Genomic DNA, 24,515 nt, shown 5'->3' with positions numbered 1-24,515 from the left:
ACGATCGCGAAGCGATCCGTAGGGGGGCAAATGGGTCGTAGGGCGCCGAGGCTCACCGACTTGCCCCCACCTGACCGCTTCGCGGTCTGTCCGCCCCCGTAGGGGGCGGAGCCAAGGCAAAAGGCCCGGAAGTCTCCCTCCGGGCCTTTCGAAACTTCAGCGGGTCAAAACCCGGCCCTACAGGCCCGGCAGCTTGATCTTGCTGTCCTTTTCGCGGGCGATGACGATCGTGCCGTTGCCGGTCAGTTCCTTGAGGCGGGCCTCTTCGGTGGCGGCGTCGACCGGGGTGGCGTCGGTGGCGCCGGTCTCGGACGCGGTCGGGGCGGCGGTCTTGTCGCCCTTCTTCCAGAACATGACCTTCTGCGAGAAGCTCTCGTCCTTGTGGGCCAGGTCGCCGTTCTCGTCGTCGACGACGAAGCGGATCAGCGGATCGGCCTTGTCGACGCCGGCCTTGGAGACCAGCAGCTTCTCGCCGTCCGAGCGGCCGGCGGCGTTGCTCTGGCCGATCAGGGCCTGGCGCGCGGCGCTCTCGGGCTGCAGCTCCTGCGGGCGCGGCTCGCCGGGGGCCGGCGGGCGCAGGCTGTAGTCGGGCGGCACCACCAGCGGGGCCTTGGTGACGACGCGGAATTCGTCAGGAACCACCTTGCTCATGCCCAGCGCCTTGGACGTGGACTGGCAACCGGCGAGGCCCATGGCGGCCACGGAGGCCAGAACGCCCAGGGTCGCGACCCGATAGAAACTCATGAAACCTGCTCCACCGGCCCCCCGGGCCGTAAATTCGGACGCTCTCGATACGACATCCGAGGCCGGGCGCCAATCTTCCTCGAAATCGTGGCTGTGTTAGGGCGCTATTGTACGCCTAAAGCCCGTGTCCGTCCGGATTGGCCATGGTCTTTTCTTCCGACAGGAAGCTGTCCAGCAGCAGCAGGGCGACCCCGATGCTGATGGCCGAGTCGGCGACGTTGAACACCCAGGGGAAGTGCAGGCGCGAGACGTCGATGAAGTCGACGACGTAGCCGTAGCGGATGCGGTCGATCAGGTTGTTGCCGAACGCCCCGCCCATGATCAGGCCGATTCCCGCCGCGACCAGCGGCTTGACCGCCTTGCGCGCCCAGACCGCCAGGCCGATCACCACCGCGGCCGAGAACAGGGTCAGCAGCCAGCGGCTGAGCTCCGACCCGCGGAACAGGCCGAAGCTCATGCCCAGATTATGCACCAGGGTCAGGTAGAACGGCCCGGCCACCTGCTGGCTGGCGCCGGGCGCCGCGCCCAGGGTCGACAGGATCCAGGCCTTGCTGATCTGGTCCAGCACGATGGTGACGATCGCGATGGCGTAGGCGGTCCAGCCGAGGCGGGTGATCTTGAGCATTCTTCGTCGCTTTTCCTTGATCCTCTCCCAGAGGGAGAGGAAGGGGCCCGCCGCGCAGCGGTGGGAAGGTGAGGGGTTACGCTGTTCGCCAGCGTGCCGGCACGCCGTCCGGCGCCTTAACCCCTCACCCTCCCACGCCTGTCGGCGCGGGTCCCTCCCTCTCCCTCTGGGAGAGGGTGATCCTTAAACCGCGTGCTGGCTATCCCACCACGCCACAGCTTCGGCGTCGCGCAGGCTAAGCTCCGGATAGCGGGGGTCGGTTCCCACCTCCGGCAGGATGCGCCACGAGCGGGCGCACTTCTTGCCCTCGGCCAGCTTGGGCTCCACCGCCACGCCCTTGATCTCGTCCAGGGCGAAGGCGGCGGATGCGGTCCCGGCGACCAGGGTCGCCTGGCTGGTGCGGAACACCTCGGCCGCGTCGACGCCGTCGAAGGCCGCCAGCAGGTCGGGCTCGGCGATGTGGACGACCGGCGCGGCCTCCAGGGCCGAGCCGATGCGCTTCTCGCGGCGCTCGACCTCCAGGGCGGCGGTCACCACCGAGGTCACGGCCTCGACCTTGGCCCAGCGGGCGGCCTCGGCGTCGTTGCGCCAGGCGGCCGGGGTCTCCGGCATCACCCGCAGCACGTTCGACCCGGCGTCGGGGAAGCGCGTCGTCCAGGCCTCTTCCATGGTGAAGCAGGTCAGGGGCGACAGCCACACCGTCAGGCGCTCGAACACGTAGTCCAGCACCGTGCGATAGGCCCGGCGGCGCAGGGCCGTGGGCGCGTCGCAATAGAGGCTGTCCTTGCGGATGTCGAAGAACAGGGCCGACAGGTCGCCCTGGCAGAAGTCGATCAGCGGCCGGATCACGTCGCTGAAGCGATAGGCCTCGTAGGCGGCCTTCACCTGGGCGTCGAGTTCCCACAGGCGGTGCAGGACGTACTTCTCCAGCGGCGGGAAGTCGGCGTAGTCGGTGACCCGCTCGGCCTCGTCGAAGCCGGCCAGGGCGCCCAGCAGGTAGCGCGTGGTGTTGCGCAGCTTGCGATAGGCGTCGGTGGTGGTGGCCAGGATCGTCTTGCCGATCCGCTGGTCCTCGGAATAGTCGACCATCGCCGCCCACAGCCGCAGGATCTCGGCGCCGGACTCCTTGGTGATGGCCTGGGGCTCGACGGTGTTGCCCTTGGACTTGGACATCTTCTCGCCGTTCTCGTCCTGGGTGAACCCGTGGGTCAGGACGCCCTTGTACGGCGCGCGGCCGCGCGTGCCGCAGCTCTCGAGAAGCGACGACTGGAACCAGCCACGATGCTGGTCGCTGCCTTCCAGATAGAGGTCGGCCGGGCTGCGGCTGTCGTTGCGGCCTTCCAGCGTGAAGGCGTGGGTCGAGCCGCTGTCGAACCAGACGTCGAGGATGTCGACGACCTTCTCGTACTGGGCCGGGTCGTGGTCGCCGCCCAGGAAGTCCTCGTCGGGACGGGTGAACCAGGCGTCGGCGCCGCCTTCCTGGATGGCGTCCAGGATGCGGCGGTTGACGGCCTCGTCCATCAGCGGGACGCCCGTCTCCTTGTCCACGAACATGGCGAGCGGCGTGCCCCAGGCGCGCTGGCGGCTGATCAGCCAGTCCGGACGCGTCTCGACCATGGCCCCGATGCGGTTGCGGCCGGCGTCGGGGTGGAAGGCGGTGTCGGCGATGGCCTTCACGGCCGTCTCGCGCAGGGTCTTGCCGCCCAGGGTCGGGACCGGCTGGTCCATGCGGATGAACCACTGCGGGGTGTTGCGGAAGATCACCGGGGCCTTGGAGCGCCAGCTGTGCGGATAGCTGTGCTCGACGCGGCCGCGCGCCAGCAGGTTTCCGGCCTCGATCAGCTTGTCCATGACCGCGCCGTTGGCGGGGCCGAACTTGCCGGCCTTCTTGCCCTCGGTCTCGATGACCTTCAGGCCGCCGAACAGGGGCACGTGGGCGAAGTAGGCGCCGTCGGGATCGACGGTGTCGGGGATGGCGTCCAGGCTGTAGCCGCTCTTGAGCCAGACCAGGTAGTCGTCGGCGCCGTGGCCCGGGGCGGTGTGGACGAAGCCGGTGCCGGCGTCGTCGGTCACGTGCTCGCCGGCCAGCAGCGGCACGTCGAAGCCGTAGCCCCCATGGGGATCAGGTTCGAATTGGGCCAGCGGGTGGGCGCAGATCAGGCCCGTCGGGTCGACCGGCTCGGCGCGGCGCCACTTGGCGACCTTGGCGGCCTGGCGGACGTCCTCGGCCAGCTTGTCGGCCACGATCAGGCGGTCGCCGACCTTGGACCACGGGGCGAACTCGAGGTTCTCCTCCAGGGCCTCGACCTCGTAGAGGCCGTACTCGACCTTGGGCCCGAACGAGATCGCCCGGTTGGCCGGGATGGTCCACGGGGTGGTGGTCCAGATCACCACGCTGGCGTCGTTGGGCGGCAGGCGGAAGACGTTGTCGCCGGCGGCGGCGCCCGACACGGCGTAACGGTCCTCGTCATAGGCCTTGACCGGGAACTTCACCCACACCGTCGGCGAGACGTGGTCGTGGTACTCGATCTCGGCGTCGGCCAGGGCCGTGCGCTCGACCGGGCTCCACATCACCGGCTTGGAGCCGCGATAGAGCTGGCCGGTTTGCGCGAACTTGTGGAACTCGGCCACGATCGTGGCCTCGCTGCCGTAGTCCATGGTGGCGTAGCGGTTCCACCAGTCGCCCAGCACGCCCAGGCGCTGGAACTCGACCTTCTGGGCCTCGATCCAGTGGGCGGCGTATTCGCGGCAGCGCTCGCGGAACTCGGCGGCGGGCACCTCGTCCTTGCGGCGGCCCTTGGCGCGGAACTCTTCCTCGATCTTCCACTCGATCGGCAGGCCGTGGCAGTCCCAGCCGGGCACGTAGTCGACGTCGTAGCCCAGGGCGAAGCGGCTGCGGACCACGAAGTCCTTCAGCGTCTTGTTCAGGGCGTGGCCGATGTGGATCGCGCCGTTGGCGTAGGGCGGGCCGTCGTGCAGCACGAACAGCGGGGCGCCGGCGGCCTGGCGCGCGGCGCGCACGGCGCCGTACAGGCCCTTGTCCGACAGGGCGGCCCAGCCCTCCAATATCTCGGGCTCCTTCTTGGGCAGGCCCCCGCGCATCGGGAACGGGGTGTCGGGAAGGAAGACGGTTTCGCGGTAGTCGCGGGCGGTCGTCGTGGCGTCGTCGGCCATGGGAGAGCTATCCAGCTTGGGGTGTTCGGGAAAATTCGCGGGGGAACCCGGCGCGCGCTGGAAACTCGTCCGGCGGCGTCACGCCGGGCGGTTAATTCGCGAGGTCTTCCGAACGAAAGGCATGGGCGGGGGATAGCAGACGAGGCGGGGAGGGGCAAACGCGTTGCTCTCGCCGCGTCAGCTAGCTCCATCACCGTCATTCTCGGACTTGTTCCGAGGACCCCTCTGTCGGCTGGTTCGCCGTTTGGGAGGATCCGCGACCTCGCCGCTCCACGGATCATCCTTCTTCTCGGCTGAAGCAGAGGTCCTCGGAACAAGTCCGAGGATGACGGAGGTTATGGGGACGAAAAAACGGGGGCGCGCTCGCGCACGCCCCCAAGGTCCTCCTCCGAGGTCGGAGATCAGTGGGCGACGGCGACTTCCGAAGCCGCCGGGGTCTTGGCGATCTGGGCCGGATTGCATTCGCCGAGTTCGGCGTCCGACAGGGTCACGCCGCGATAGCCGAAGCCGGTGATCGGCCCCAGCTCGCGCGCCAGGCGCTTGCAGCTGCGCAGGGGCGGCAGCGACTTGACCTGGGTCGAGCGGCAGACGTCGGCCTTGCAGCGCCACAGCGTGCCGTCGAACACCAGGTGGTCCCGGGTGGTGGGGGCGGCCAGCGTCAGCCAGCCGGTCTGGGGTTTGGTTTCGGCCATGGCGGGGCCGCCCGCCGCGGCCAGGGCCACGGCGGCGATGATCAGGTTACGCATGGGTGTCTCCTGGGGAGTGGAGCGGTTGAAGGCGGAGGGGACGCACACCCGCGGCAGGGATAAGGGCCGTCTGGTTCACGGCCATGCCGCGGGTGTGTGTCCCCCGTTCAGGTCACGGCTTTCAGGCCGCGGCCTTGAACAGGGTGAATTCCTCGTCGAAGGCCCTGGCCACCGAGGGCCGGGTCTGCAGGCGGTCGCGATAGGCGGCCAGGTTCGGATAGGGCGTGAAGTCGATGGCCAGGTAGCGGGCCCAGGTCAGCATCACGAACAGGTAGGCGTCGGCCACGCTGAACCGGCCCTGCAGGAACTCGCGGCCCTTCAGGTGGGCGTCGAGGAAGGCCAGGCGCTCGGCCAGCAGCTCGCGGGCGAAGGCCTTGGCGCCTTCCGCGGCGGTCTTGCTGAGCAGGGCGATGAACACGCCGGTGTGCAGCTCGGTGCCGACGAAGCTGAGCCAGCTCTGCACCTTGCGGCGCTCCGCCCCGTCGGCGGGGATCAGGCCCGACGCCGGGAAGCGGTCGGCCACGTACTGCAGGATCACCGCGTTCTCGACGATCAGTTCGCCGTCGTCGGTCCGCAGGACCGGCACCTGGCCCATGCCGTTGAGGGTGAGGAAGGCGGTCCCGTCCTCGACCACCTTGGGCCGGGCCTTGGTGTCGACCTTCAGGAAGCGGATGTCCGCCCCCGCCTCGTAGGCCGCGATCCGGGTCGCCATCGAACAGGCCATCGGCGAGAAATAGAGGTCCATCGAACCCTCCGTTGCTTTTTCATACTGTTTCGCATAAAAATAACGGTGGTCAAGGAATAAACTGCGAAACGGTACAAAAATAAGATTCCGGACCAGGAGAGAGCCATGTCCGAAACCCCCGCCAAGCGTCGGGGCCGTCCCCGCGCCTACGATCCCAAGGTCGCCCTGGCCAAGGCCACCGAGACCTTCTGGTCCCAGGGCTACGCCGGCGCCTCGCTGGACGACCTGAGCGCCGCCACCGGCATGAACCGGCCCAGCCTGTACGGGGCGTTCGGCGACAAGCAGTCGCTCTTCAAGACGGCGCTGGACGCCTACATGGACCGCTCGCGCGCCGCCATGACCGAGGCCTTCCGGGGCGGCGGGTCGCTGCGCGAGGTGCTGACCCGGATCTACCGCACGGCCCTGGGCTTCTACCTGGCGGACGACGGCAGCGGGCGCGGTTGCTTCCTGGTAAGCGCGGGCCTGGGCCAGGCGGCCGTCGACGAGGAGGCCCGCCGGATCGTCGCCGAGGGCCTGCACGAGCTGGACCGGGGCGTCGAAGGCCTGATCCAGCGCCGCCAGGCCAAGGGCGAGCTGCCGTCCAGCGCCGATCCCGTGGCCCTGGGCCGCGTGGCCAGCATGATGATGAACGCCCTGTCGGTCCGGGCCCGGGCCGGCGAGACGCGCGAGCAGCTGGAGGCCACGATCCCGGTGATGGTCGACCTGATCTGCGGCCCCAAACCGGAACCGCAAGCATCGGAATGACGCCGCAGGTCATGGCGCGCATGCTCCTTCTCACGAAAGGAGACCGACCATGACCGCTTCTCAATTCCTCACCGACGACGCGCGCTGGGAGGCCATGCGCCGCCGCGACCGCGACCTCGACGGCGCCTTCTTCATCGCCGTGCGCACCACCGGCGTCTACTGCCTGGCCAGCTGCGCCGGGCGGCCGCTGCGCAAGAACGTCGAGTTCCACGACACCCGCGAAAGCGCCCGCGCCGCCGGCTTCCGAGCCTGCCTGCGCTGCAAGCCCGACCAGCCGCGCGAGACCCTGCGCTGGGCGACGGTCCCGACCAGCCTGGGCCTGGCCCTGGTGGCCCGCTCCGACGCCGGCCTGCGGCTGGTGACCCTGGGCGACGATCCCGACGTTCTGGTCCGCGACCTGGAGCGCCGCTTCCGCGCGGCCCGGCTGACGCCCGCTCCCGCCGGCCTGGCCGCCGACCTGGAGGCCGTGGCCCGCCAGGTCGACCATCCGGAGGCCAAGCTGGACCTGCCGCTCGACGCCCAGGGCACAGACCTGCAGAAGGCCGTCTGGGCGGCGCTGCGGGCCATCCCGGCCGGGACGACCGCCTCGTACAAGACCGTCGCCCAGGCCATCGGCCGTCCCGCCGCCGTGCGGGCCGTGGCCCAGGCCTGCGGGGCCAATCCGCTGGCGGTGATCACCCCCTGCCACCGGGTGGTGCGGGCCGACGGCGGCCTCTCGGGCTACCGCTGGGGCGTCGAGCGGAAGCGCGCGCTGCTCGCCAAAGAAACGCAAATGAGTGAAGCCGCGTGAGCCTGGACTGGAGCCGCATCGAAGCCGACCTCGACGCCCAGGGCTGGGCCCTGACCGGGCCGCTGCTCAAGCCCGAGACCTGCGCCAAGGTCGCCGGCCTCTACGACCAGGAGGCCGGCTTCCGCAGCCGGGTGGTGATGGCCCGCCACGGCTTCGGCCAGGGCGAGTACAAGTACTTCGCCTACCCCTTGCCCGACCCGGTGCAGCGGTTGCGCCAGGGGCTCTACGGCCCGCTGGCCGCCGTCGCCAACCGGTGGGCGCGGGTGCTGGGCGAGGACCGGCGCTTCCCGGACGACCTGGACGACATGCTGGCCCGCTGCCACGCGGCGGGCCAGGCGCGGCCGACGCCCCTGCTGCTGACCTACGGCCCGGGCGACTACAACTGCCTGCACCAGGACCTGTACGGCGAGCACGTCTTCCCGCTGCAGGCCGCCTTCCTGCTGGACGAGCCGGGCCGCGACTTCGAGGGCGGCGAGTTCGTGCTGGTCGAGCAGCGTCCCCGCCAGCAGTCGCGGCCGCAGGTCGTGCCGCTGAAGCAGGGCGAGGGCGTGATCTTCGCGGTGCGCGAGCGCCCGGCGACGGGGACGCGCGGCGTCCACCGCCGCGTGCTGCGCCACGGGGTCAGCACCGTGCGGTCGGGGCGCCGGCGGGTGCTGGGGGTGATCTTCCACGACGCGACGTGAGGGGCCGCGCGCGAAGGTGGGGACACACTCACGGCAGGCACGCCACCAGTTCGGCAAGGCCGTTGGGTGAGTGTGTGTCCCCTTCGTCGTCCCCGGAGATTGGAGGGGCGTCGTCCGCCGCCTACTTCGCCAGCTGGATCTTCACCCCCGACGGCGCGGCCGTCAGGCGCAGGCCGCGGCTGGTGGCGTTGACCTTGATGACCACGCCCTTGTCGTTCTTCATCGTCGAGACGCTGCCGCCGCCGGCGACGGTCGCGCCCAGGGACGCCGCCTGGTAGGTGCCCTCGATGTCGGACAGCTGCTTGAGGTTGCTGACCGTGCCGCTGGCCGTGAAGCCGCTGGCGCCGATGTCGACCGCCGACAGGCCGTTGACCTTCAGCGCGTGCTTCTCGCCGCGATAGGTCAGGGTCCCCTTGCCCCAGCTGACGCCGACGCCCAGGGCGACGCCGCCGCCGTGGATTTCGATGGCCCCGGTCGCCTCCTGCGAGACCGAGCCCTTCTTGGCCGGGTCGGCCCCGCCGGCGAGCACGGGGGCCGAGGTCGCCGCCAGGGCGAAGGCGGCCAGGACAGGCGCCGCGAGGGCGCGGACGGTGGAGTTCATGACGAGGGACCTCGGTCGGGATTGCACTCCCGGCAAGGTGCTCCGTCCGGCCGGGCGGCACACTCGGGCCGTTCCCTCGATCCCTCGGGGGGAAGGCCGTAGAACCGGGGGACACGCGCACGCACGTGTCCCCGAGGCGCCCTACAGCGTCGCCATGTCGATCACGAAGCGGTAGCGCACGTCGCTCTTCTGCATGCGTTCGTAGGCCGCGTTGATCTGGTCGATGGCGATGGTCTCGATGTCGGCGACGATCCCGTGCTCGCCGCAGAAGTCGAGCATCTCCTGGGTTTCCTTGATCGAGCCGATCATCGAGCCGGCCAGGGTGCGGCGGCCGGGGATCAGGGCGAAGGCGTTCAGCGGCACGGGCTCTTCCGGCGCGCCGACCAGCACCATGGTCCCGTCCACCTTCAGCAGGTTGAGGTACGCCCCCCAGTCGATCCCGGCCGACACCGTGCAGATCAAGAGGTCGAAGGTCCCGGCCAGGGTCTCGAAGGTCGCCGCGTCGCTGGTGGCGTAATAGTGGTCGGCGCCCATCGCCAGGCCGTCGGCCTGCTTGGACAGGGTCTGGCTCAGCACCGTGACCTCGGCGCCCATGGCGTGGGCGATCTTGACGCCCATGTGGCCCAGGCCGCCCAGGCCCAGGATCGCCACCGACTTGCCGGGACCGGCGTTCCAGTGGCGCAGCGGCGAATAGAGGGTGATGCCGGCGCACAGCAGCGGGGCGGCGGCGTCCAGGGGCAGGTTGTCGGGGATCGACAGGACATAGCCCTCCTTGACCACCATGTGGTCGGAATAGCCGCCGTAGGTGGGCAGGTCGGCGCCGGGCTCGAAGCCGCTGTAGGTCAGGACCAGGCCGGGCATGTACTGCTCGCGGTCCAGGTCGCGGGCGGCGCAGGTGGTGCAGCTGTCGACGAAGCAGCCGACGCCGACCCGGTCGCCTTCCTTGAAGCGGCTGACCTTGGAGCCGACGGCGGTGACCACGCCGGTGATCTCGTGGCCCGGCACGATCGGATAGACGCTCTGGCCCCAGCCGTTGTCGACCATGTGGATGTCGGAGTGGCAGACGCCGCAGTGCTTGATGGCGATGACGACGTCGTCGTCGTTGGGTTCGCGGCGGTCGAAGGTGAAGGGGGTCAGAGGCGCGGACGCGGATGCGGCCGCGTAGCCCTTTGCGATGGCCATCGGAGAGTCCTCGAAGTTCAGGGGGAGATGAACAGGCGGGGCATGCCACGGCGCCGCGCGGGACGGTAGGCCGATCCTGCAGACTTGATGCACGATCCTGCCGACGTCGCGCATCGCTCCCCTAAAGATTGAGCTTTACGCGGGTGCTTGTTTTGGGCGAGCCTTGACCCGCCAAGCAGGCGGGGCCGCCATGGATCGTCCGCAGTCCGATTCCGTATCGATCGACCTGGATGTCCCGCTGTCGGCGGGATCGGAGGGAACCCTGGCGCCGCTCCTGGCGCCGGAGCCGCCCTCCCGGGCGCCCGCCGGCCGCGCCCGGATGTTCAGCATCCTGGGCCCGCGCGACCGTCGCCGGGTCGAGCTGACCACCACGGCCGCGCCCTGGCGGATGGTCTGCGCCCTGCGGATCGAGACCGGCGCCGGCGTGTTCAACGGCACCGGCTGGCTGGCCGGCCCCTCCACCGTGATCACCGCCGGCCACTGCCTGCACAACCCGGCCTTCGGCGGCTGGGCCGGCCGGGTCACGGTCATCCCCGGCCAGAGCTGGAACAAGCGGCCGTTCGGGGCGGCAGTCTCCACGCGCTTCGACTGCGCCCCGCCCTGGCTGGCGGACCGCGACCGCGCCCACGACATCGGCTGCATCCACCTGGACGAGCCGGTCGGCGAGCGGGTGGGCTGGATGAAGCACGACGCCATCGATCCCGCCGCGCTGCCCCGGACCTCGGCCGTGGTCTCCGGCTATCCGGAATACGCCGGCAGCTACGAGCACCTGCTGGTGGCCAAGGGGCTGGTGCGCACCAGCCTGGACGGCCGACTGTACTACGAGATCGACACCACCGACGGCCAGAGCGGCGGCCCGGTCTGGATCGGCGACGTCGCCGCCCCGACCGTGGTCGCCGTGCACGGCTACGAGGCCGACGCCACCCCGGCCGAGGTCGGGCCCGGGGTCAATTCCGGCGCCCTGCTCACCCCCGACCACCTGCGACTGATCCAAACCTGGCAAGGCGGGTAAGCCGCCCCATTCGAGGAAACGCCCCATGTCCGCATCGTCGAGAACGAGGACCCCCCTGCTGGCCGCCCTGGCCGCGCCACTGGCTCTCATTGGTGCGCTGCTGGCGTCCTGCGGGCCGGGCGGCACCACGGCCGAGGCGCCGCCGGCCGGGGAGGGCGCCCCGGTGCAGTTCCTCACCGCCAACGGCCTGAACCCGCAGGCCGGCGAAGCCTCGCCCCTGGGGCGGCTGCTGATCGGGCGCGGCAAGGACTACACGCCGATCGCCGAGGACCCCAAGGCGCTGTTCGACCGGCTGGAAGCCTCGATGGCCGACCGCCGCAAGACCGCCTGGACCATCGTCGAGGCCCTGCTGGAACCCCAGAAGCTGACCCTGGAGGGCAAGACCTACGAGGTGCCCCTGTGGCACACCTGGTACGAAGGGATGAGCGTCAATCCCGAGGTCGACCAGAAGATCAAGCTGTTCATCGCCCAGCTGGCGGCCTGCAAGGCCGACGCCGCCTGCAAGAAGACCCGCGCCGAGATCGCCCACGAGGTGATGGAGCAGGCCGGGACCGACAAGAACATGGTCCGCAGCCTGGTCTCGGCCAACCTGACCCAGGTGCTCAAGCAGTCCGAGGGCTTCGACCGCGGCGCGCCCGAGGAGGAGCTGGGCCGGGGCTTCACCCTGTTCAGCCCGTCGTTCGTCGAGCACGTCCTGGCCCAGGCCCAGGGCATCGAGACCTGCTCCAACAAGATCCCGTGGAACCAGCCGCCGCCCAGCGCCAGCCAGTTCTCGCCCTGCGTCGACGAGTTCCCGCGCAACGCGGTGATGGTCAAGACCAGCTGGGACGAGATCGACGGCGCCGCGCCCAAGGTCAGCGCCCACGCCACCGACGCCGCGGCGATCACCGCCGTCCTGAAGGGCGGCAGCTGGCCCAAGCCCACCCTGGAGCCGGTGACGACCAACGGCATCTACGCGGTCCAGACCACCGACGGGAAGGTCTACGGCCTGAAGTCGATCCACTTCTCGACCAAGGACACCCGCGAATGGATCTGGATCTCGCTGTGGTGGAGCCCCAAGCCCGACGAGGACTTCGGCCAGGACCGCCCGGCCGCCCTGGCCAAGTTCAACGGCGGCGTCTGGTCGCACTACAAGATGTGCGTGACCACGGCCTTCAACGAGACCGACCCCAAGCCCTGGGGTCCCTACGAGAGCGGCCAGCCCGGCCTGGCCTCGGCGATCAAGGCCGCCTACGACGGTGCGACCGAGCAGCGCAACCCGGCCCCCTACGACAAGGTCACCACCTGGTGCAGCAACCCCAACCTGGAGCACCACACCGGCAACGGCCGCACCAACTGCATCGGCTGCCACCAGTACTCGGTCACCTGGAACGAGCTGAAGAACCGCGAGACCTATTTCAACGACACCTACACCGCCTCGATGGCCGCCGAATATCCGCAGTACGGCCGCGCCCTGCGGCGGACCAACTTCCCGGCCGAGTTCGCCTGGTCGTTCGGCATGGAGTTCCAGGACCAGATCAAGGAGGCCCGGGAAGACCAGGGCTTCAACTGGTAGGGAGGGCGCGATGGTCTCCTACGCCAAGGACATCCGGCCGCTGTTCAACGCCCACGACCTGGCCTGCATGAAGCGCAAGGGCGTGAAGCTGGACAGCTACGACTGGATGGCCGACCCGGCGGGCGGCGAGGGCTACGCCGACCACGCCAACGGCCGGACGGTGTTCGACTTCGTCCGCCCGGACGGCAACGAGCCCCGCATGCCGATGGGCGGGCCGTACTGGGACGACGACCGGGTGGGGCTGTACCGGCGCTGGATGGAGGAGGGGTTCGGGGCGTAACCCTCTCCGCCCGTCCGTCCCACGGTTGTCATCCCGGAAAGCGCGTAGCGCTTGTCCGGGACCCAGGGGACTGGGCGAATGCGGTGCGGCCGCCCCTGGGTCCCGGACAGCCCCTGCGGGGCTTCCGGGATGACAACAGTTGGGGGGAAGGCAGCAAAGCTCATCCCTTCACCAGCATCCCTCCGCTGGCCCCAGCGCCCCCGCGTCCTTACATGCGCTACCGTTGACGCATCCGTCTCCGCCCGGTACCGCCCCTGTCCATGACCGATCTGCCCACTGGCCTGTCCGCCCTCGCCGACCGCTACGACGTGCTGCTGTGCGACGTCTGGGGCGTCATCCATAACGGGGTCGAGAGCTTCCCGGAGGCCTGCGCGGCCCTGGTCGAGTGGCGCAAACACCACGGGCCGGTGATCCTGATCTCCAACTCGCCGCGCCCCTCCGAGCACGTGGTCGAGCAGCTGGACCGGCTGGGCGTGCCGCGCGAGGCCTGGAGCGCCTTTGTCACCTCGGGCGACGCCACCCGCACCCTGCTGGCCGCCCGCGCGCCGGGTCCGGCCTGGATCGTCGGCCCCGACCGGGACCTGCCGCTGTATGACGGCCTGGGCCTGGAGACCGCCGGTCCCCAGGACGCCGCCTTCGTCGCCGTCACTGGCATGGTCGACGACGAGAACGAGGCGCCCGCCGACTACACCGACCGCCTGGCGATCGCCGCCGAGCGCGGCCTGACCCTGATCTGCGCCAATCCCGACCGGGTGGTGCAGCGCGGCTCCAAGCTGATCTATTGCGGCGGCGCCCTGGCCGACCTGTACGAGACCCTGGGCGGCCAGGTGCTGATGGCCGGCAAGCCCTACGGGCCGATCTACGACCTGGCCCTGGCCGAAGCCGAGGCCCTGAAGGGCGGCCCGGTCGACCGCTCGCGGGTGCTGTGCATCGGCGACGGCGTGATCACCGACGTCAAGGGCGCCCACGACCAGGGCCTGGCCTGCCTGTTCATCGCCAAGGGCATCCACGGCGCGGCGGCGGTCGGTCCCGACGGCAAGCTGGACCCGGCCAAGGTCGAGGGCCTGCTGGCCGCCGAACGGGTGGGCGCGACCCACGCCATGGGCGATCTGGTCTGGTAGGAACCGCGCCGCTAAGATTGGTGCAACGCACAAGAAGAATGAGGGGCGCGTGATGCCGGGACTGTTTCTCGAGGACCTGAGCGTCGGCCAATCGGCCGAGCTGGTCCGCACCGTGACCGAGGCCGACATCGTCGCCTTCGCCCAGGTGACCGGCGACACCAATCCCGTGCACCTGGACGCCGACTACGCCGCGACCACGTCGTTCGGCGAGCGCATCGCCCACGGCATGCTGTCGGCCGGCTACATCTCGGCGGTGCTGGGCACGACCCTGCCCGGTCCCGGGGCGGTCTATCTGTCCCAGACCCTGAACTTCAAGCGCCCGGTCAAGATCGGCGCCGAGGTCGTGGCCCGGGTGACGGTGACCGCGATCGACGAGGCCAAGGCCCGCGTCACCCTGGACACCAGCTGCCTGGTGAACGGCAAGGCCGTGGTGGGCGGCGAGGCCGTGGTCCTCGTGCCGCGCAAGGCGGCGTAGAGGTGTCCTCGATGCGGCTGAAGACGATCCACGGCTGGAAGGGCCTGCCCGAGGGCGAGCGGGGCGCCTGCGTGGCCCTGGGCAATTTCGACGGCGTGCATCGCGGCCACCAGCAGGTGATCGCCCAGGCCGCCAAGGCGGCCCAGGCGGCGAAGGCCCCGCTGGGCGTGGTCACCTTCGACCCGCACCCGCGCCGCCTGTTCCGCCCCAGCGAGCCGGCCTTCAAGCTGATGACCCATAACCAGCAGGCCCGCGCCCTGGAGGCCTTGGGCGTGGACCTGCTGTACCTGCTGCCGTTCGACTTCGAGATGGCCAGCTTCGGCGACCGCGAGTTCGTCGAGAAGGTGCTGGTCCAGGGCCTGGGCGTGAAGCACGTGGCCGTCGGCTTCGACATCTCGTTCGGCCGGGGCCGCACCGGCAGCGCCGACCTGATGAAGGCCTATGGCGCGGAGTACGGCTTCTCGGTCTCGGTGGCCGAGCCGGTGGCCAACCGCGAGGGCGAGAAGTTCTCGTCGACCGGCGTGCGCGACGCCCTGCGCGACGGCCATCCCGAGGGCGCCGCCCGCATCCTGGGCCGGCCGTTCGCCATCGAGGGCGTGGTCCGGCGCGGCCAGCAGCTGGGCCGCCAGCTGGGCTTCCCCACGGCCAATGTCGAGGTCGAGGACTATGTGGTGCCGCGCCTGGGCGTCTACGCCACCCGCACCCGCCTGCCCGACGGCCGCGAGGTGCCGGGCGTGGCCAACCTGGGCAACAACCCCACCACGGGCGAGGTCGAGACGCGGCTGGAGACCTGGCTGTTCGACTTCGACGAGGACCTCTACGGCCAGGTCATCGAGACCGACCTGATCGCCTTCCTGCGTCCGGAGCTGAAGTTCGACAGCATCGAGCTGCTGGTCGAGCAGGTGCTGCGCGACGAGGTGGCGGCCCGGGCCATCGTGGCGCCGGCGTTCTAGGGACACACGGGGACGCCCCCTCCGTCACGATGCTGCGCATCCTCCCCCGCCATGCGGGTGAGGCGCAGGGCGGCTCGGCTTCCTCCTCACCCGTGAAACGGGGGAGGTGGCATGGCGCGGATACGCGACATGACGGAGGGGGCGTCCCGGCCCCGCTCCGACTCGCCAACCCACGTTCTTGCCGTTAACCTTCGCCGCACGACGGGGCGGGGGCCGGATGTTGAAAGCGCGCAAGTACGAGATGTTCGCCAAGGCCCGGCGGCCCAAGGCGCCGCGGCGTCATGAGATCTTGTCGTATCCCGACCAGGAGTCCGAGGCGGTCTTCGTGCTGGACGCCGGCGAGCCGGCGCCGTTCTGCGTCGTCCCCTCCCAGGACAGCCTGCTGGACGCCTATTCCAACGCCGTGGTCCGCGCCGTCGAGGCGGTGGGGCCCAGCGTCGTGCGCATCCATCCGATGATGGAGGACCCGCGCATGCAGGGCGTGGGCTCGGGCTTCGCCATCGCGCCGAACGGCCTGATCCTGACCAACAGCCACGTGGTCCAGGGGGCCAGCCGCTTCATCGTCATCACCGCCGAGGGCCGCAGCGTGACGGCGCGCTGCGTGGGCGACGACCCCGACACCGACCTGGCCCTGCTGCAGCTGGACCAGAGGCTGGACCTGCCGGTCGCGCGGCTGGGCGACTCCAAGGCCCTGCGGCGCGGCCAGCTGGTGATCGCCATCGGCGCCCCGCTGGGCTTCGAGGCGACGGTGACCACCGGGGTGGTCTCGGCCATGGGCCGCAGCTTGCGCGGCGAGCGCGGCCGGCTGATCGAGGACCTGATCCAGACCGACGCCGCCCTCAATCCCGGCAACAGCGGCGGCCCGCTGGTCAGCTCGTCCGGCGAGGTGGTGGGCATCGCCACCGCCGTGATCGCCGGCTACCAGGGCCTGTGCTTCGCCGTGGCGTCCAACACCGCCAGCTTCGTGATCGCCGAGCTGGTGGCCCACGGCCACGTGCGGCGCGGCTCGATCGGCCTGGTCGCCCAGCAGGCCCCGATCCCGCCGGGCCTGGCCCGGGCCACGGGCGTGACCCAGGGCTATGCGGTGTTCGTGGCCCAGGTCGACGCCGGCGGTCCCGCCGCCAAGGCCGGGGTGCGCGAGGGCGACCTGCTGATCAGCGCCGGCGGCGCGCCCCTGACCGGTCTGGACGACCTGCTGCGCGCCCTGGACCACCACAGCATCGACAAGCCGGCGCCGTTCGTCCTGATCCGCCAGGGCAAGCTGATGACGGTGACGATTACCCCTCGGGCGCGCAAGCGCGGTTGAACATCGTCGGCGACGCGACACAACCCGGCAAGGCCGTGTCGAAAAGATCGATAAATCACGGATAACGTTGTTTTCCCCGTGGACGCACCCGGCGCCCACCCCTACACTTTTGCCGTCAGTGTGGAGGGGCTCTCTCGTGCGGCTTGGGGTTCGGGCAAAACGTCTGTGGCGAAAAGGCTGGCGCGCCGTCCGTTTCCTCCTGCCCCCCAGACCCGTCCTGACCTCGCTGGAAGGCAAGGTCCTGGCCTCGGCCTGGGCCGTCGCCGCCCTGACCACCCTCAGCGTCGCCCTGGCCCAGGGCCTGCGGATGTTCCTGCTCTCGGCCCTGGCCGTGCTGTTCGGCACCCTGGCGGCCCTGTGGATGCTGGACGGCCTGGCGCGGCGGTAGCTGACGGCCACCATCATGCCCGTCATCCTCGGACTTGTTCCGAGGACCCCTGCTTCAGCCGAGAAGAAGGGTGATCCGTGGCGCGGCGAGGTCGCGGATCCACCCAAACGGCAAACCAGCCGACAGAGGGGGCCTCGGAACAAGTCCGAGGATGACGGACTGAACTAAACCCCCACCGCCCAGCACACCAGCTCCCCGTCCTCCTCGTCCGTCCGCTCGCCCGTGCGGGCGAAGCCGTTGGCTTCCAGCACGCGCTGGGAGACGGCGTTGTGGATCGAGGTTTCGGCGGTGACGGTCTTCACGCGCCAGTCGGACCGCGCCCAGGCCAGCAGTTCGGCCACGGCCCGGCGGGCGATCCCGCGGCCCCGGCGCGAGGCGGCGACGCCGTAGCCGATCATCACCGTGTCGCCGACATAGGGCGTGCGGACCAGCGAGGTCAGGCCCGCCACCTCGCCGTCCTCGACGATCAGCCAGGCGTTGGGCTGGAAGCTCTCGCCGACCTCGGCCGACAGGCCGCGCAGCATGGCCAGGACCTCCGGCGTCTCGACCCCGCCCTCGGCGACCGCCAGGCCGTCGGGGGCCCGCCCGGCGATCAGGGCGGCGAAGTGGGCGTCGGTGGCTTCGATCAGCATGGGCGGGCGGACGTGTCGGTTGGCGTGGACCGGGAACAGGCCCGCGTTCGGCCGGTCTGTCCAGGCGCCGCGATAGTCGCCCGGAGCGACGGTTGCCGCCGTCGCGCGGCCGGTCCAAGCTGCGCCCTTCCGCGACGAGGTTCCGATGACCCGATCCGACGCCAAGCCCATGCTCCGCGCCGCCCTGACGACGGCGGCCCTGGCGGCGGCCTGCCTGCTGGCGGCCTGCGGGCAGGGCTCCCAGTCGACCCATGTCGTGCTGTCGGGACCGGCCGACAAGGTCGAGGCGCTGATCGCCCAGCACCACCTCTCCGCCGCCCCGGTCCAGTCCCATGTCGAGAAGCTGCCCGACGGCGGCGAGCGGGCGGTCTTCGACAAGCCCGGCGGCCTGCCGGCCGGCCAGCTGATCGCCCTGGGCAAGGCGGCGGCCAAGGCGGGGGTCGATTTCGAGTTCTCCAGCGGCTCGCAATGGAGCGCGGGGTCGTCGTCCACGCAGGGCGCGCCCCCTCGGGCCGCTTCTCCGGGCGATCCGGCCGCGCCAAACAAGGGGCCGGTGGCCTGACGGCTTCGCCAGGTCCTTGTCGCCGCCCGGGCCGCCCCCTAGGGTTGCAAGCGTGGCTTTGGGGCGGCGGGCATGATGAAGCGTTTTGGCGTCCTGGCGGCGGTGGTCGCGGCTTGCCTGGCCGGGCGCGCGGCGGCCCAGGAGGGGACCGGCCAGCCGGAGTTCCGTCTGCGTAGCCAGGAGATCCAGGCCGCCTATCCGCCGGAGGCCCGGGCCAACGGCGTGGAAGGCGAGGCGGTGGTGGCCTGCCAGACCTATGGCGCCGGCTTCTGGTCCTGCGGGCTGATCTCGGAAAGCCCTGCCGGCGCGGGCTTCGGCCCGGCCGCCCTGGCCCTGGTCAAGCGCTACGAAGTCGGCGGTCCCAAGAACCCGGATGCCAACCTTGTCCGGTCCGAACCGTTTCGGATCCAGTTCCAGCTGCCCGAGAACAATCCGATCCGGGCGGGCGGGGTGGAGTATCGGCTCCCGGCGCGCGTCGCGGCGCCGTCGCCGGACGCCCTCTACGCCGCCTGGCCGCGCGCCGCGCGCTTCACCGGCGTCGAAGGCTGGGCCAGCCTGTGGTGCACGGTGACGGTCGAGGGACGGACGACCGCCTGCGCGGTCGGCCAGGAAGGCCGGGTCGGGCTGGGCTTCGGCGAGGCGGCCCTGAAGCTGGCGCCGCTCTATCGGTTCACGCCCGGCCGCAAGGCGGGCGCGCCGGCGGCGATGTCGATCCCCATCATGGTCAGTTTCGCCTGCGACGTCCGTTGTCGTCCGTTCGAAGGCGAGGGCGCGACGCCGGGTGAATGGACCGCTGTTCCCACCCCGGCCCAGGTCCAGGCGGCCTATCCGGCGTCGGCCAAGGCCAAGGGGCTGGCGGGCTTCGCCCGGCTGGCCTGCGCGCCGACCCCGGCCGGCGTGCTGCGTGATTGCCGCGTCCTGGCGCAGGCGCCCGCCGACGAAGGGTTCGGAGCGGCGGCCCTGGCGCTCGCGGACAGGTTCAAGGCCGAAGCGTCCCCCTATCCCGGTCGTATCTCCTTCTCGGTCGCTTTCGACCAGAGCCTCGGCGTGGCCGACCGGGTTTGGCTGACCAACCCCTTCCCGGGACGGACGCCGGCCGCGCCCCTGGGCAAGGCGGGCAAGGCCAAGGCGCCGCCCGCGCCCTCCACGCCGCCCGTCGCCGGACGCTCCCGCCTGCGCTGCCAGGTCGCCCAGGGCGGCGAACTGGAGGCCTGCACGGTGCTGGAAAGCCTCCCTTCGGACCCGGAGGTGGAGCGCCAGGTGCTCGAGAACCTGAAGGGGATCAGGACGCGCACCTGGACCCAGGAAGGACACTCGACGGTCGGATCGACGGTCGAGCTGAATGTCGCCACGGGGCCGTACACGCCGCCCTGGCTGGTCGCCGCCGCGCCGGTCCCGCCCGTCGTCGCGCCGGGGGTGATCGACTACCGCCCCAACACCCCCCTGCGGACGCCGAACGGGGAAGACATGGCGCGCTACTATCCGGATCGCGCGCAGCGGATGGAGGTCGGCGGCACGGCCAGGATGAGCTGCGCCATCGGGGCGAGGGGGGCTCTGGAAAGCTGCCAGGTGCTGTCGGAATCCCCGCCCGAATACGGTTTCGGCGACGCGGCGCTGAAGGTGAGCCGGCTTTTCCGCTACAGCCCTGAAAGCATCGACGGGACGACCACCGGCGAACCGGTCGTGATCCCGTTCAGCTTCGCCGTGCCGCGCTGAGGCCTCAGGACTTCGGCTTGGCGATCTTGACGCCCGAGGCCAGCATCTGCGGCTTGACGTTCAGGGCGTAGTCCTCGTCGAACCGAGCCTGGGCGTCGGCCCTCACGGCGGCGATCACCCGGTCGCGGGCCTCGCGGGCGGGGGCGAAGTTGAGGTCGCAGGTGCTGAGGGCCGGGTCCTGGCCCTGGTCGGCCGCGCCGGTCTCGCCGGTGGGCAGCTCCTCCGACACCGGGTCGGTGCAGGAGAGCAGGCCGGTCATCGACGAGAAGCAGATCGAGCGCTGCAGATAGGCCCGCAGCCGCCAGCCGCATTGAACGGTCCGCTGGTCGGCGCCGTCGGGGACCTTGCGGTCGACGTCGTAGCGCAGGAACACCTGGTGGCGGACCAGGGCGCTCTCGGACCGGCGGGCCTTGGTCAGGACCAGGGGCTGGTCGCGGGCGACCACTGTCATCGTGGCGCTGGCGCCTTTCACCGTGCTGGGAGCGGGAACTTGAGGCGAGGCGATGGGCGGCGGCGAGGCGGGCGGCGGTCCGGCTTGCATGTCGAGTCCCCCTTCGATTGCGGAACAACCTTAGGGTGGGCCGACGTGAGCGGTCAAATGCGCGGACCGGTCAAGCTTTAGCGACCGATTTTGACGTGCCTGGACCATAGAAGGAAGAAGCCGGCGGCGCATTTCGCCTGTCCGGAATTTCTGATTTTTGAGGATTTTCAAATGACCATTATCGTTCCCACGGCCTTCACGGGGGCCGCGATCCAGACCGCCTTCGACACGCTGCAAGCCGCGACCTCGAACCCGGACGGTACGCGTCCGACGATCCGGTTGCAGCAGGGGTCGTACCTGCTCGACGCGCCGCTGAATCTCACGCTGACCGACAGGTTGAGCCTCGAGATGTTCGGGGCGGGCGCCACCTATGCGACCAAGCTGGTCCCCACCGTCAACTTCCCGGCCAACTCGCCGCTGATCAACCTGGTCGTCACGCCGGGCGCCTTCGGCCCGCTGACCGACTTCATCCTGCGCGACTTCATGATCGACTGCACCTACACGGTGAACGGGGTCGACCATATCGTCCCCGGCGCCGTGGGCGTGCGCATCATCAGCACGACGGGCCGCACCGGCAGTTTCACGGCCAACACCGTCGAGAACGTCGCGATCGCCAACGCCCAGTACGGCGTCCACATCTACAACAGCGGCAAGATCAATTTCGAGCACTGCGGAATCTGGTCGCAGAAGGTGGACAACGCCGTCGGCATGCTGATCGAGGCCACCCCGTCGGGCTTCACGGGCGACGTGAACCTCAACCTGTGCAACATCGTCTGCAAGCCCGGCGGCAATTCACGCGGTCTGGTGCTCAAGGCCGTGGGGCCTTCCGACCATACCGAGGCCGGTGACGTCGGGCAGGTGAAGGGCTTCGGCTTCAACAACTCGGTGATCAACCAGGCCGACCTGAACGTGGAGATCCTGGCCCAGGCCGGCGGCGCCGTCGGCGACATCTGGTTCAATCCCCGCAGCCAGTTCGACGGTCAGGACGCCAGCTTCAATTCGGGCCGGGGCTTCGATGTCACCGCCACCGGCGCGAACTCGCTGGTCGACAACCTCAACATCGAGGGCCTCTATTTCCGGGGGCTGTACGCGGCGCAGCCGACCATCAAGACGACGACGTCCGGCGGCGGCCGGATCCGCACCGTGTCGATCGTCAACAACTGGGTCGGCAACACCTCCCAGCCGTTCGTCGAGTTGACCAATGTCGACGGGGCCGTCGTCTCGGGCAACCGCATCTACGCGGTCGGCAAGAACGACGGGACGAACCTCGACCACTATATCGGCTTCTACAACAGCCGCGGGTTCGCGTGCTCTGGCAACGTCGCCACCCAGCTGGACCGCGCCACCTACTGGGGCGTGCGGATCGACAGCGCCTGCAACGACTTCGCCGTGACGGGCAACGTCTTCTACGGCGCGGTCAACCTGGGCAATGTCGACAACCAGACGACGGCCGGCGTCGAGCGGGTGGTCGGCATGAACGCCTAGGCCATCCTGAAACGAAGAAGGCCTCCCGGGCGACCGGGAGGCCTTCGATGTTCGTTCCGGTGGGGCCCTACCGCCCGGCCCGACGGCGCAGGGCGCCGCGCATGAAGTCCTGGGGCGGGTCGGCCTCGGCGATGATCGAGTCGCGGATGGCGCGGGGCTCGCCGAACAGGTGGCCCTGGCCGTAGCCGATGTCGAGCTCCAGCACCTCGGCGACCTGGCGCTCTTCCTCGACCTTCTCGGCGATCAGCTCGATGCCGTAGCGGCGGGTCAGGCCGGCGAAGTCCTCGGCGTTCAGGTCGGGCAGCGAGGCGATGACCAGCTTGCCGTCCTGCTCTTCCAGCTGGTCCAGCATCAGCTGGGCGCCGACCTTGATGAACTTGACGTCGGCGCGGGCCAGGTCCTGGAAGTCCAGGTCCAGGTCGGTGACCTTGTCGAGGCTGAAGTGGAAGCCCAGGCTGGCGAGGCGCGCCATGTGGCGGGCCTCGACCGGGCCGCGGTCGTTGAACGCCTGCTGGCCCAGTTCGAAGATCAGGGCGCCGTGCAGGTCCTTGTTGACCTGCAGGAACTCCAGGAACTGGGCGAAGAACGCCTCGTCGGCCAGGCTGGCCAGCGAGATGTTGCAGAAGATCCCGACCTTGCGGTCCTGCTTGGCCAGGCGGCGCACGATCTGCACGCAGCGGAACAGCAGCAGGTTGTCGATCGCGGCGGTCAGGCCCTCGGGCTCGGCCACGGCCAGGTACTCGGCCGGCATCATCACGCGGCCGGTCTCGTCGCGCAGGCGCGAGAAGCTCTCGTAGAAGACGGTCCGGCGCTGGGGCAGGCTGACGACCGGCTGCAGGTAGAGGTCGACGCGGTTTTCGGCCAGGGCGTCCTGCACCACCTCGATCAGGGCGGTGGACTGGGGCGAGCGGCCGCGGGGCTCGCTGCGGGCGACCTCGACCTGGTAGCTCAGCTGGTGTTCCAGGCGCTCGCTCATGCGCACGACCAGGTCCTCCAGCTGGTGGACCTCGCTGGTCAGTTCGGCCGAGCGGCGCTGGGCGTCGTCGGCGACGCTCTCCAGCAGGCCGGTGATACGGGCGTCGACCTTCTCGACCTGCTCCAGCAGGATGCCGTGGGCCTCGCGGATGGTCTCGATGTCGACGCGCAGGGCCGCGCCCTGCAGGACGTTGGCGATCACGCCGTGGATGGCGAAGCACAGACCCATGGCGCCGATGAAGGCGGCCAGGCCGACAGCCGGCGCCGCTCCCATGCGCCACAGGGCGAGGGAGACAACCAAGGCCAGACAGAGATAGGCGCCGGTCAGCAGCGCCAGCATCAGCCTTCGCATTCGAGGGTCCCTACGAATCGTCAAGCTCAGTATGCGAGTCGCGCTGGCCGTGAGTCGAACAGATTAACGACTCTGAGCCATTACGCCGCGCCTTAACCACAAATCATCTGTTCGTGAACGCGCGGGGCTGGGCGACGGGCGCCGCGCCCTGTCGCTATTTCGCGGGACAGACTCGCCTTCCGGGCGGTGCTTTCTTTCGACACGCGCATGACGCGTGCGCCAACAAGGCGGGGCGACGGGCGTCCTCCGACGCCGGCCCGTCGGGAGGACACCAGCGATGGACAAGCTTTATACGTTCCACCGGACGGCCAACAGCAACGGGTTCATGTACCAGAGCCTGAACGACGACGACTGGTCCAACGAGCAGTCGGTCCAGAACCAGGGCGGGATCGACGCCACGCCCGGCGCGGCCGTGCTGAACGGCGTGCTCTACCTGTTCTACGGCCGGGGCGGGATCTTCTACTACGTCTCCACCGACGACGGCGACACGTTCACCGACGAGGCCCAGGTGCCCAACACCGGCGGGCTGGCGGCCGGAGTCGCGGCGGTGACCTACAACGAGAAAATCTATCTGTTCCACACCATCCCCAACGACCCGGCGCTGCGGTGCAAGACGTTCGACGGGACCAACTGGGGGCCGGACGAGTACATCAAGTCCGAGCCCGCCGCCTTCGACACCCTGGGCACGCCCGCGGCGACGGTGTGGGACAACAAGATCTACGTCCTGGTGCGGGGCGGCGAGGGGCGCGATCCCCGCAACCAGACCCGGCTGTGGTACGCTGCCTACGACGGCGCCCTGTGGCAGACCACCCAGGTCGACAACACCCCCGGCGTGCTCGACGGGGTCGGGGCGGCGGGCTTCGACGGCAAGCTCTGGGTGGTGTTCTCCGAGCCCAGCCGGCAGTTCGTCTACAAGACCTTCGACGGGACCAGCTGGTCGGACGATTCCGTGATCCCCGGCACCGTCGGCCAGATCTCGACGCCGGCGGCGGTCGTCTACAACAGCAGCCTCTATCTGCTGTACCAGCGCCGCGACCAGCCGGGCGGCTTCCTCTACCACTCGGTGGACGCCGACGGGAACTGGTCGACCGAGGCCGCGGTCTCCAATTCGGCGGGGATCAGCAACGG

25 protein-coding genes are annotated in these 24,515 nt (G+C 70.0%); 15 read left to right on the top strand and 10 right to left on the bottom strand.

Features of this window, described 5'->3' with window-relative positions; translation table 11 throughout:
* Positions 1-177: 177 nt before the first annotated feature.
* From WAE60_RS23205 to WAE60_RS23185, 5 genes are all read right to left on the bottom strand, one after another.
* Positions 178-744 (bottom strand): DUF3035 domain-containing protein, encoded by a 567-nt coding sequence (locus tag WAE60_RS23205; RefSeq protein WP_029907958.1) that lies wholly within the window; start codon positions 742-744, stop codon positions 178-180.
* Between the two features lie 115 nt (positions 745-859).
* Complete coding sequence (gene lspA / locus WAE60_RS23200) at positions 860-1,369, bottom strand: signal peptidase II (RefSeq protein ID WP_029907957.1); 510 nt, start codon at positions 1,367-1,369, stop codon at positions 860-862.
* A 183-nt stretch (positions 1,370-1,552) separates the two neighbouring features.
* Positions 1,553-4,543, bottom strand: a complete 2,991-nt coding sequence (ileS, locus tag WAE60_RS23195) for an isoleucine--tRNA ligase (protein ID WP_337689092.1) — start codon at positions 4,541-4,543, stop codon at positions 1,553-1,555.
* A gap of 401 nt (positions 4,544-4,944) precedes the next feature.
* The gene (locus WAE60_RS23190; protein ID WP_029907955.1) at positions 4,945-5,289 is read right to left on the bottom strand and encodes a hypothetical protein; all 345 of its coding nucleotides are present in this window, start codon (positions 5,287-5,289) and stop codon (positions 4,945-4,947) included.
* A 121-nt stretch (positions 5,290-5,410) separates the two neighbouring features.
* On the bottom strand, positions 5,411-6,034 hold the full coding sequence (locus WAE60_RS23185) for a glutathione S-transferase C-terminal domain-containing protein (protein ID WP_337689091.1): 624 nt from the start codon (positions 6,032-6,034) through the stop codon (positions 5,411-5,413).
* A gap of 105 nt (positions 6,035-6,139) precedes the next feature.
* On the opposite strand from WAE60_RS23185, the gene WAE60_RS23180 reads away from it, so the two are divergent.
* Genes WAE60_RS23180 through WAE60_RS23170 form a run of 3 tightly spaced genes read left to right on the top strand, consistent with a single transcriptional unit; the run spans position 6,140 to position 8,251 of the window.
* Positions 6,140-6,778, top strand: a complete 639-nt coding sequence (locus WAE60_RS23180) for a TetR/AcrR family transcriptional regulator (protein ID WP_029907953.1) — start codon at positions 6,140-6,142, stop codon at positions 6,776-6,778.
* A gap of 49 nt (positions 6,779-6,827) precedes the next feature.
* Entirely contained in the window at positions 6,828-7,568 is a 741-nt protein-coding gene (locus WAE60_RS23175; protein ID WP_029907952.1) for a methylated-DNA--[protein]-cysteine S-methyltransferase, read from the top strand.
* Entirely contained in the window at positions 7,565-8,251 is a 687-nt protein-coding gene (locus WAE60_RS23170) for a 2OG-Fe(II) oxygenase (RefSeq protein WP_029907951.1), read from the top strand. The genes WAE60_RS23175 and WAE60_RS23170 overlap by 4 nt, the downstream gene beginning before the upstream one ends.
* Positions 8,252-8,372: 121 nt before the next feature.
* On the opposite strand, the gene WAE60_RS23165 is transcribed toward WAE60_RS23170, so the two are convergent.
* Both WAE60_RS23165 and WAE60_RS23160 read right to left on the bottom strand, forming a co-directional pair.
* Positions 8,373-8,852 carry a hypothetical protein gene (locus WAE60_RS23165; protein WP_051695145.1) on the bottom strand — a complete coding sequence of 160 codons (480 nt, stop codon included), beginning with the start codon at positions 8,850-8,852 and terminating at the stop codon, positions 8,373-8,375.
* A gap of 141 nt (positions 8,853-8,993) precedes the next feature.
* Entirely contained in the window at positions 8,994-10,034 is a 1,041-nt protein-coding gene (locus WAE60_RS23160; protein ID WP_029907946.1) for an NAD(P)-dependent alcohol dehydrogenase, read from the bottom strand.
* Positions 10,035-10,197: 163 nt separating this feature from the next.
* Between WAE60_RS23160 and WAE60_RS23155 the strand changes: the two genes are divergently transcribed.
* The 8 genes from WAE60_RS23155 to WAE60_RS23120 all read left to right on the top strand — a co-directional run bounded on the left by WAE60_RS23155 (position 10,198) and on the right by WAE60_RS23120 (position 17,124).
* Positions 10,198-11,046, top strand: coding sequence for a trypsin-like serine protease (locus tag WAE60_RS23155; RefSeq protein ID WP_337689090.1), 849 nt, complete (start codon positions 10,198-10,200; stop codon positions 11,044-11,046).
* 25 nt (positions 11,047-11,071) lie between these two features.
* Entirely contained in the window at positions 11,072-12,601 is a 1,530-nt protein-coding gene (locus tag WAE60_RS23150) for a hypothetical protein (RefSeq protein ID WP_337689089.1), read from the top strand.
* A gap of 10 nt (positions 12,602-12,611) precedes the next feature.
* Positions 12,612-12,881, top strand: a complete 270-nt coding sequence (locus WAE60_RS23145; RefSeq protein WP_337689088.1) for a hypothetical protein — start codon at positions 12,612-12,614, stop codon at positions 12,879-12,881.
* Between the two features lie 260 nt (positions 12,882-13,141).
* Positions 13,142-14,002, top strand: coding sequence for a TIGR01459 family HAD-type hydrolase (locus WAE60_RS23140; protein ID WP_337689087.1), 861 nt, complete (start codon positions 13,142-13,144; stop codon positions 14,000-14,002).
* Between the two features lie 49 nt (positions 14,003-14,051).
* On the top strand, positions 14,052-14,477 hold the full coding sequence (locus WAE60_RS23135) for a MaoC family dehydratase (RefSeq protein WP_197026663.1): 426 nt from the start codon (positions 14,052-14,054) through the stop codon (positions 14,475-14,477).
* A gap of 11 nt (positions 14,478-14,488) precedes the next feature.
* The gene (locus WAE60_RS23130; protein ID WP_337689086.1) at positions 14,489-15,430 is read left to right on the top strand and encodes a bifunctional riboflavin kinase/FAD synthetase; all 942 of its coding nucleotides are present in this window, start codon (positions 14,489-14,491) and stop codon (positions 15,428-15,430) included.
* Positions 15,431-15,647: 217 nt separating this feature from the next.
* Entirely contained in the window at positions 15,648-16,736 is a 1,089-nt protein-coding gene (locus WAE60_RS23125; protein WP_029907931.1) for a trypsin-like peptidase domain-containing protein, read from the top strand.
* A 136-nt stretch (positions 16,737-16,872) separates the two neighbouring features.
* The gene (locus WAE60_RS23120; RefSeq protein ID WP_231499393.1) at positions 16,873-17,124 is read left to right on the top strand and encodes a hypothetical protein; all 252 of its coding nucleotides are present in this window, start codon (positions 16,873-16,875) and stop codon (positions 17,122-17,124) included.
* Between the two features lie 164 nt (positions 17,125-17,288).
* Here the strand turns inward: WAE60_RS23120 and WAE60_RS23115 are convergent, their stop codons facing one another.
* Positions 17,289-17,756, bottom strand: a complete 468-nt coding sequence (locus tag WAE60_RS23115; RefSeq protein ID WP_029907927.1) for a GNAT family protein — start codon at positions 17,754-17,756, stop codon at positions 17,289-17,291.
* A 145-nt stretch (positions 17,757-17,901) separates the two neighbouring features.
* Between WAE60_RS23115 and WAE60_RS23110 the strand changes: the two genes are divergently transcribed.
* Positions 17,902-18,318: a hypothetical protein gene (locus tag WAE60_RS23110; RefSeq protein WP_337689085.1), complete on the top strand. Its 417-nt coding sequence runs from the start codon at positions 17,902-17,904 to the stop codon at positions 18,316-18,318.
* A gap of 72 nt (positions 18,319-18,390) precedes the next feature.
* Positions 18,391-20,034: an energy transducer TonB gene (locus WAE60_RS23105; RefSeq protein WP_337689084.1), complete on the top strand. Its 1,644-nt coding sequence runs from the start codon at positions 18,391-18,393 to the stop codon at positions 20,032-20,034.
* 4 nt (positions 20,035-20,038) lie between these two features.
* Here the strand turns inward: WAE60_RS23105 and WAE60_RS23100 are convergent, their stop codons facing one another.
* Positions 20,039-20,575 carry a hypothetical protein gene (locus tag WAE60_RS23100; RefSeq protein ID WP_337689083.1) on the bottom strand — a complete coding sequence of 179 codons (537 nt, stop codon included), beginning with the start codon at positions 20,573-20,575 and terminating at the stop codon, positions 20,039-20,041.
* 171 nt (positions 20,576-20,746) lie between these two features.
* Between WAE60_RS23100 and WAE60_RS23095 the strand changes: the two genes are divergently transcribed.
* Positions 20,747-22,060: a hypothetical protein gene (locus WAE60_RS23095; RefSeq protein ID WP_029907919.1), complete on the top strand. Its 1,314-nt coding sequence runs from the start codon at positions 20,747-20,749 to the stop codon at positions 22,058-22,060.
* Positions 22,061-22,127: 67 nt separating this feature from the next.
* Here the strand turns inward: WAE60_RS23095 and WAE60_RS23090 are convergent, their stop codons facing one another.
* Positions 22,128-23,387, bottom strand: coding sequence for an EAL domain-containing protein (locus WAE60_RS23090; RefSeq protein ID WP_029907917.1), 1,260 nt, complete (start codon positions 23,385-23,387; stop codon positions 22,128-22,130).
* A gap of 277 nt (positions 23,388-23,664) precedes the next feature.
* Here WAE60_RS23090 and WAE60_RS23085 point away from each other — a divergent pair.
* Positions 23,665-24,515: sialidase family protein (locus tag WAE60_RS23085; RefSeq protein ID WP_337689082.1), on the top strand; the 851-nt coding region annotated here is incomplete at its 3' end.

Source organism: Caulobacter sp. CCG-8, from assembly GCF_037402475.1.
In the GTDB taxonomy this organism is placed as follows: Bacteria; Pseudomonadota; Alphaproteobacteria; order Caulobacterales; family Caulobacteraceae; genus Caulobacter.
Note: the sequence above shows the minus strand (reverse complement) of the source record. Positions and strands in the feature narration are given on the sequence as shown.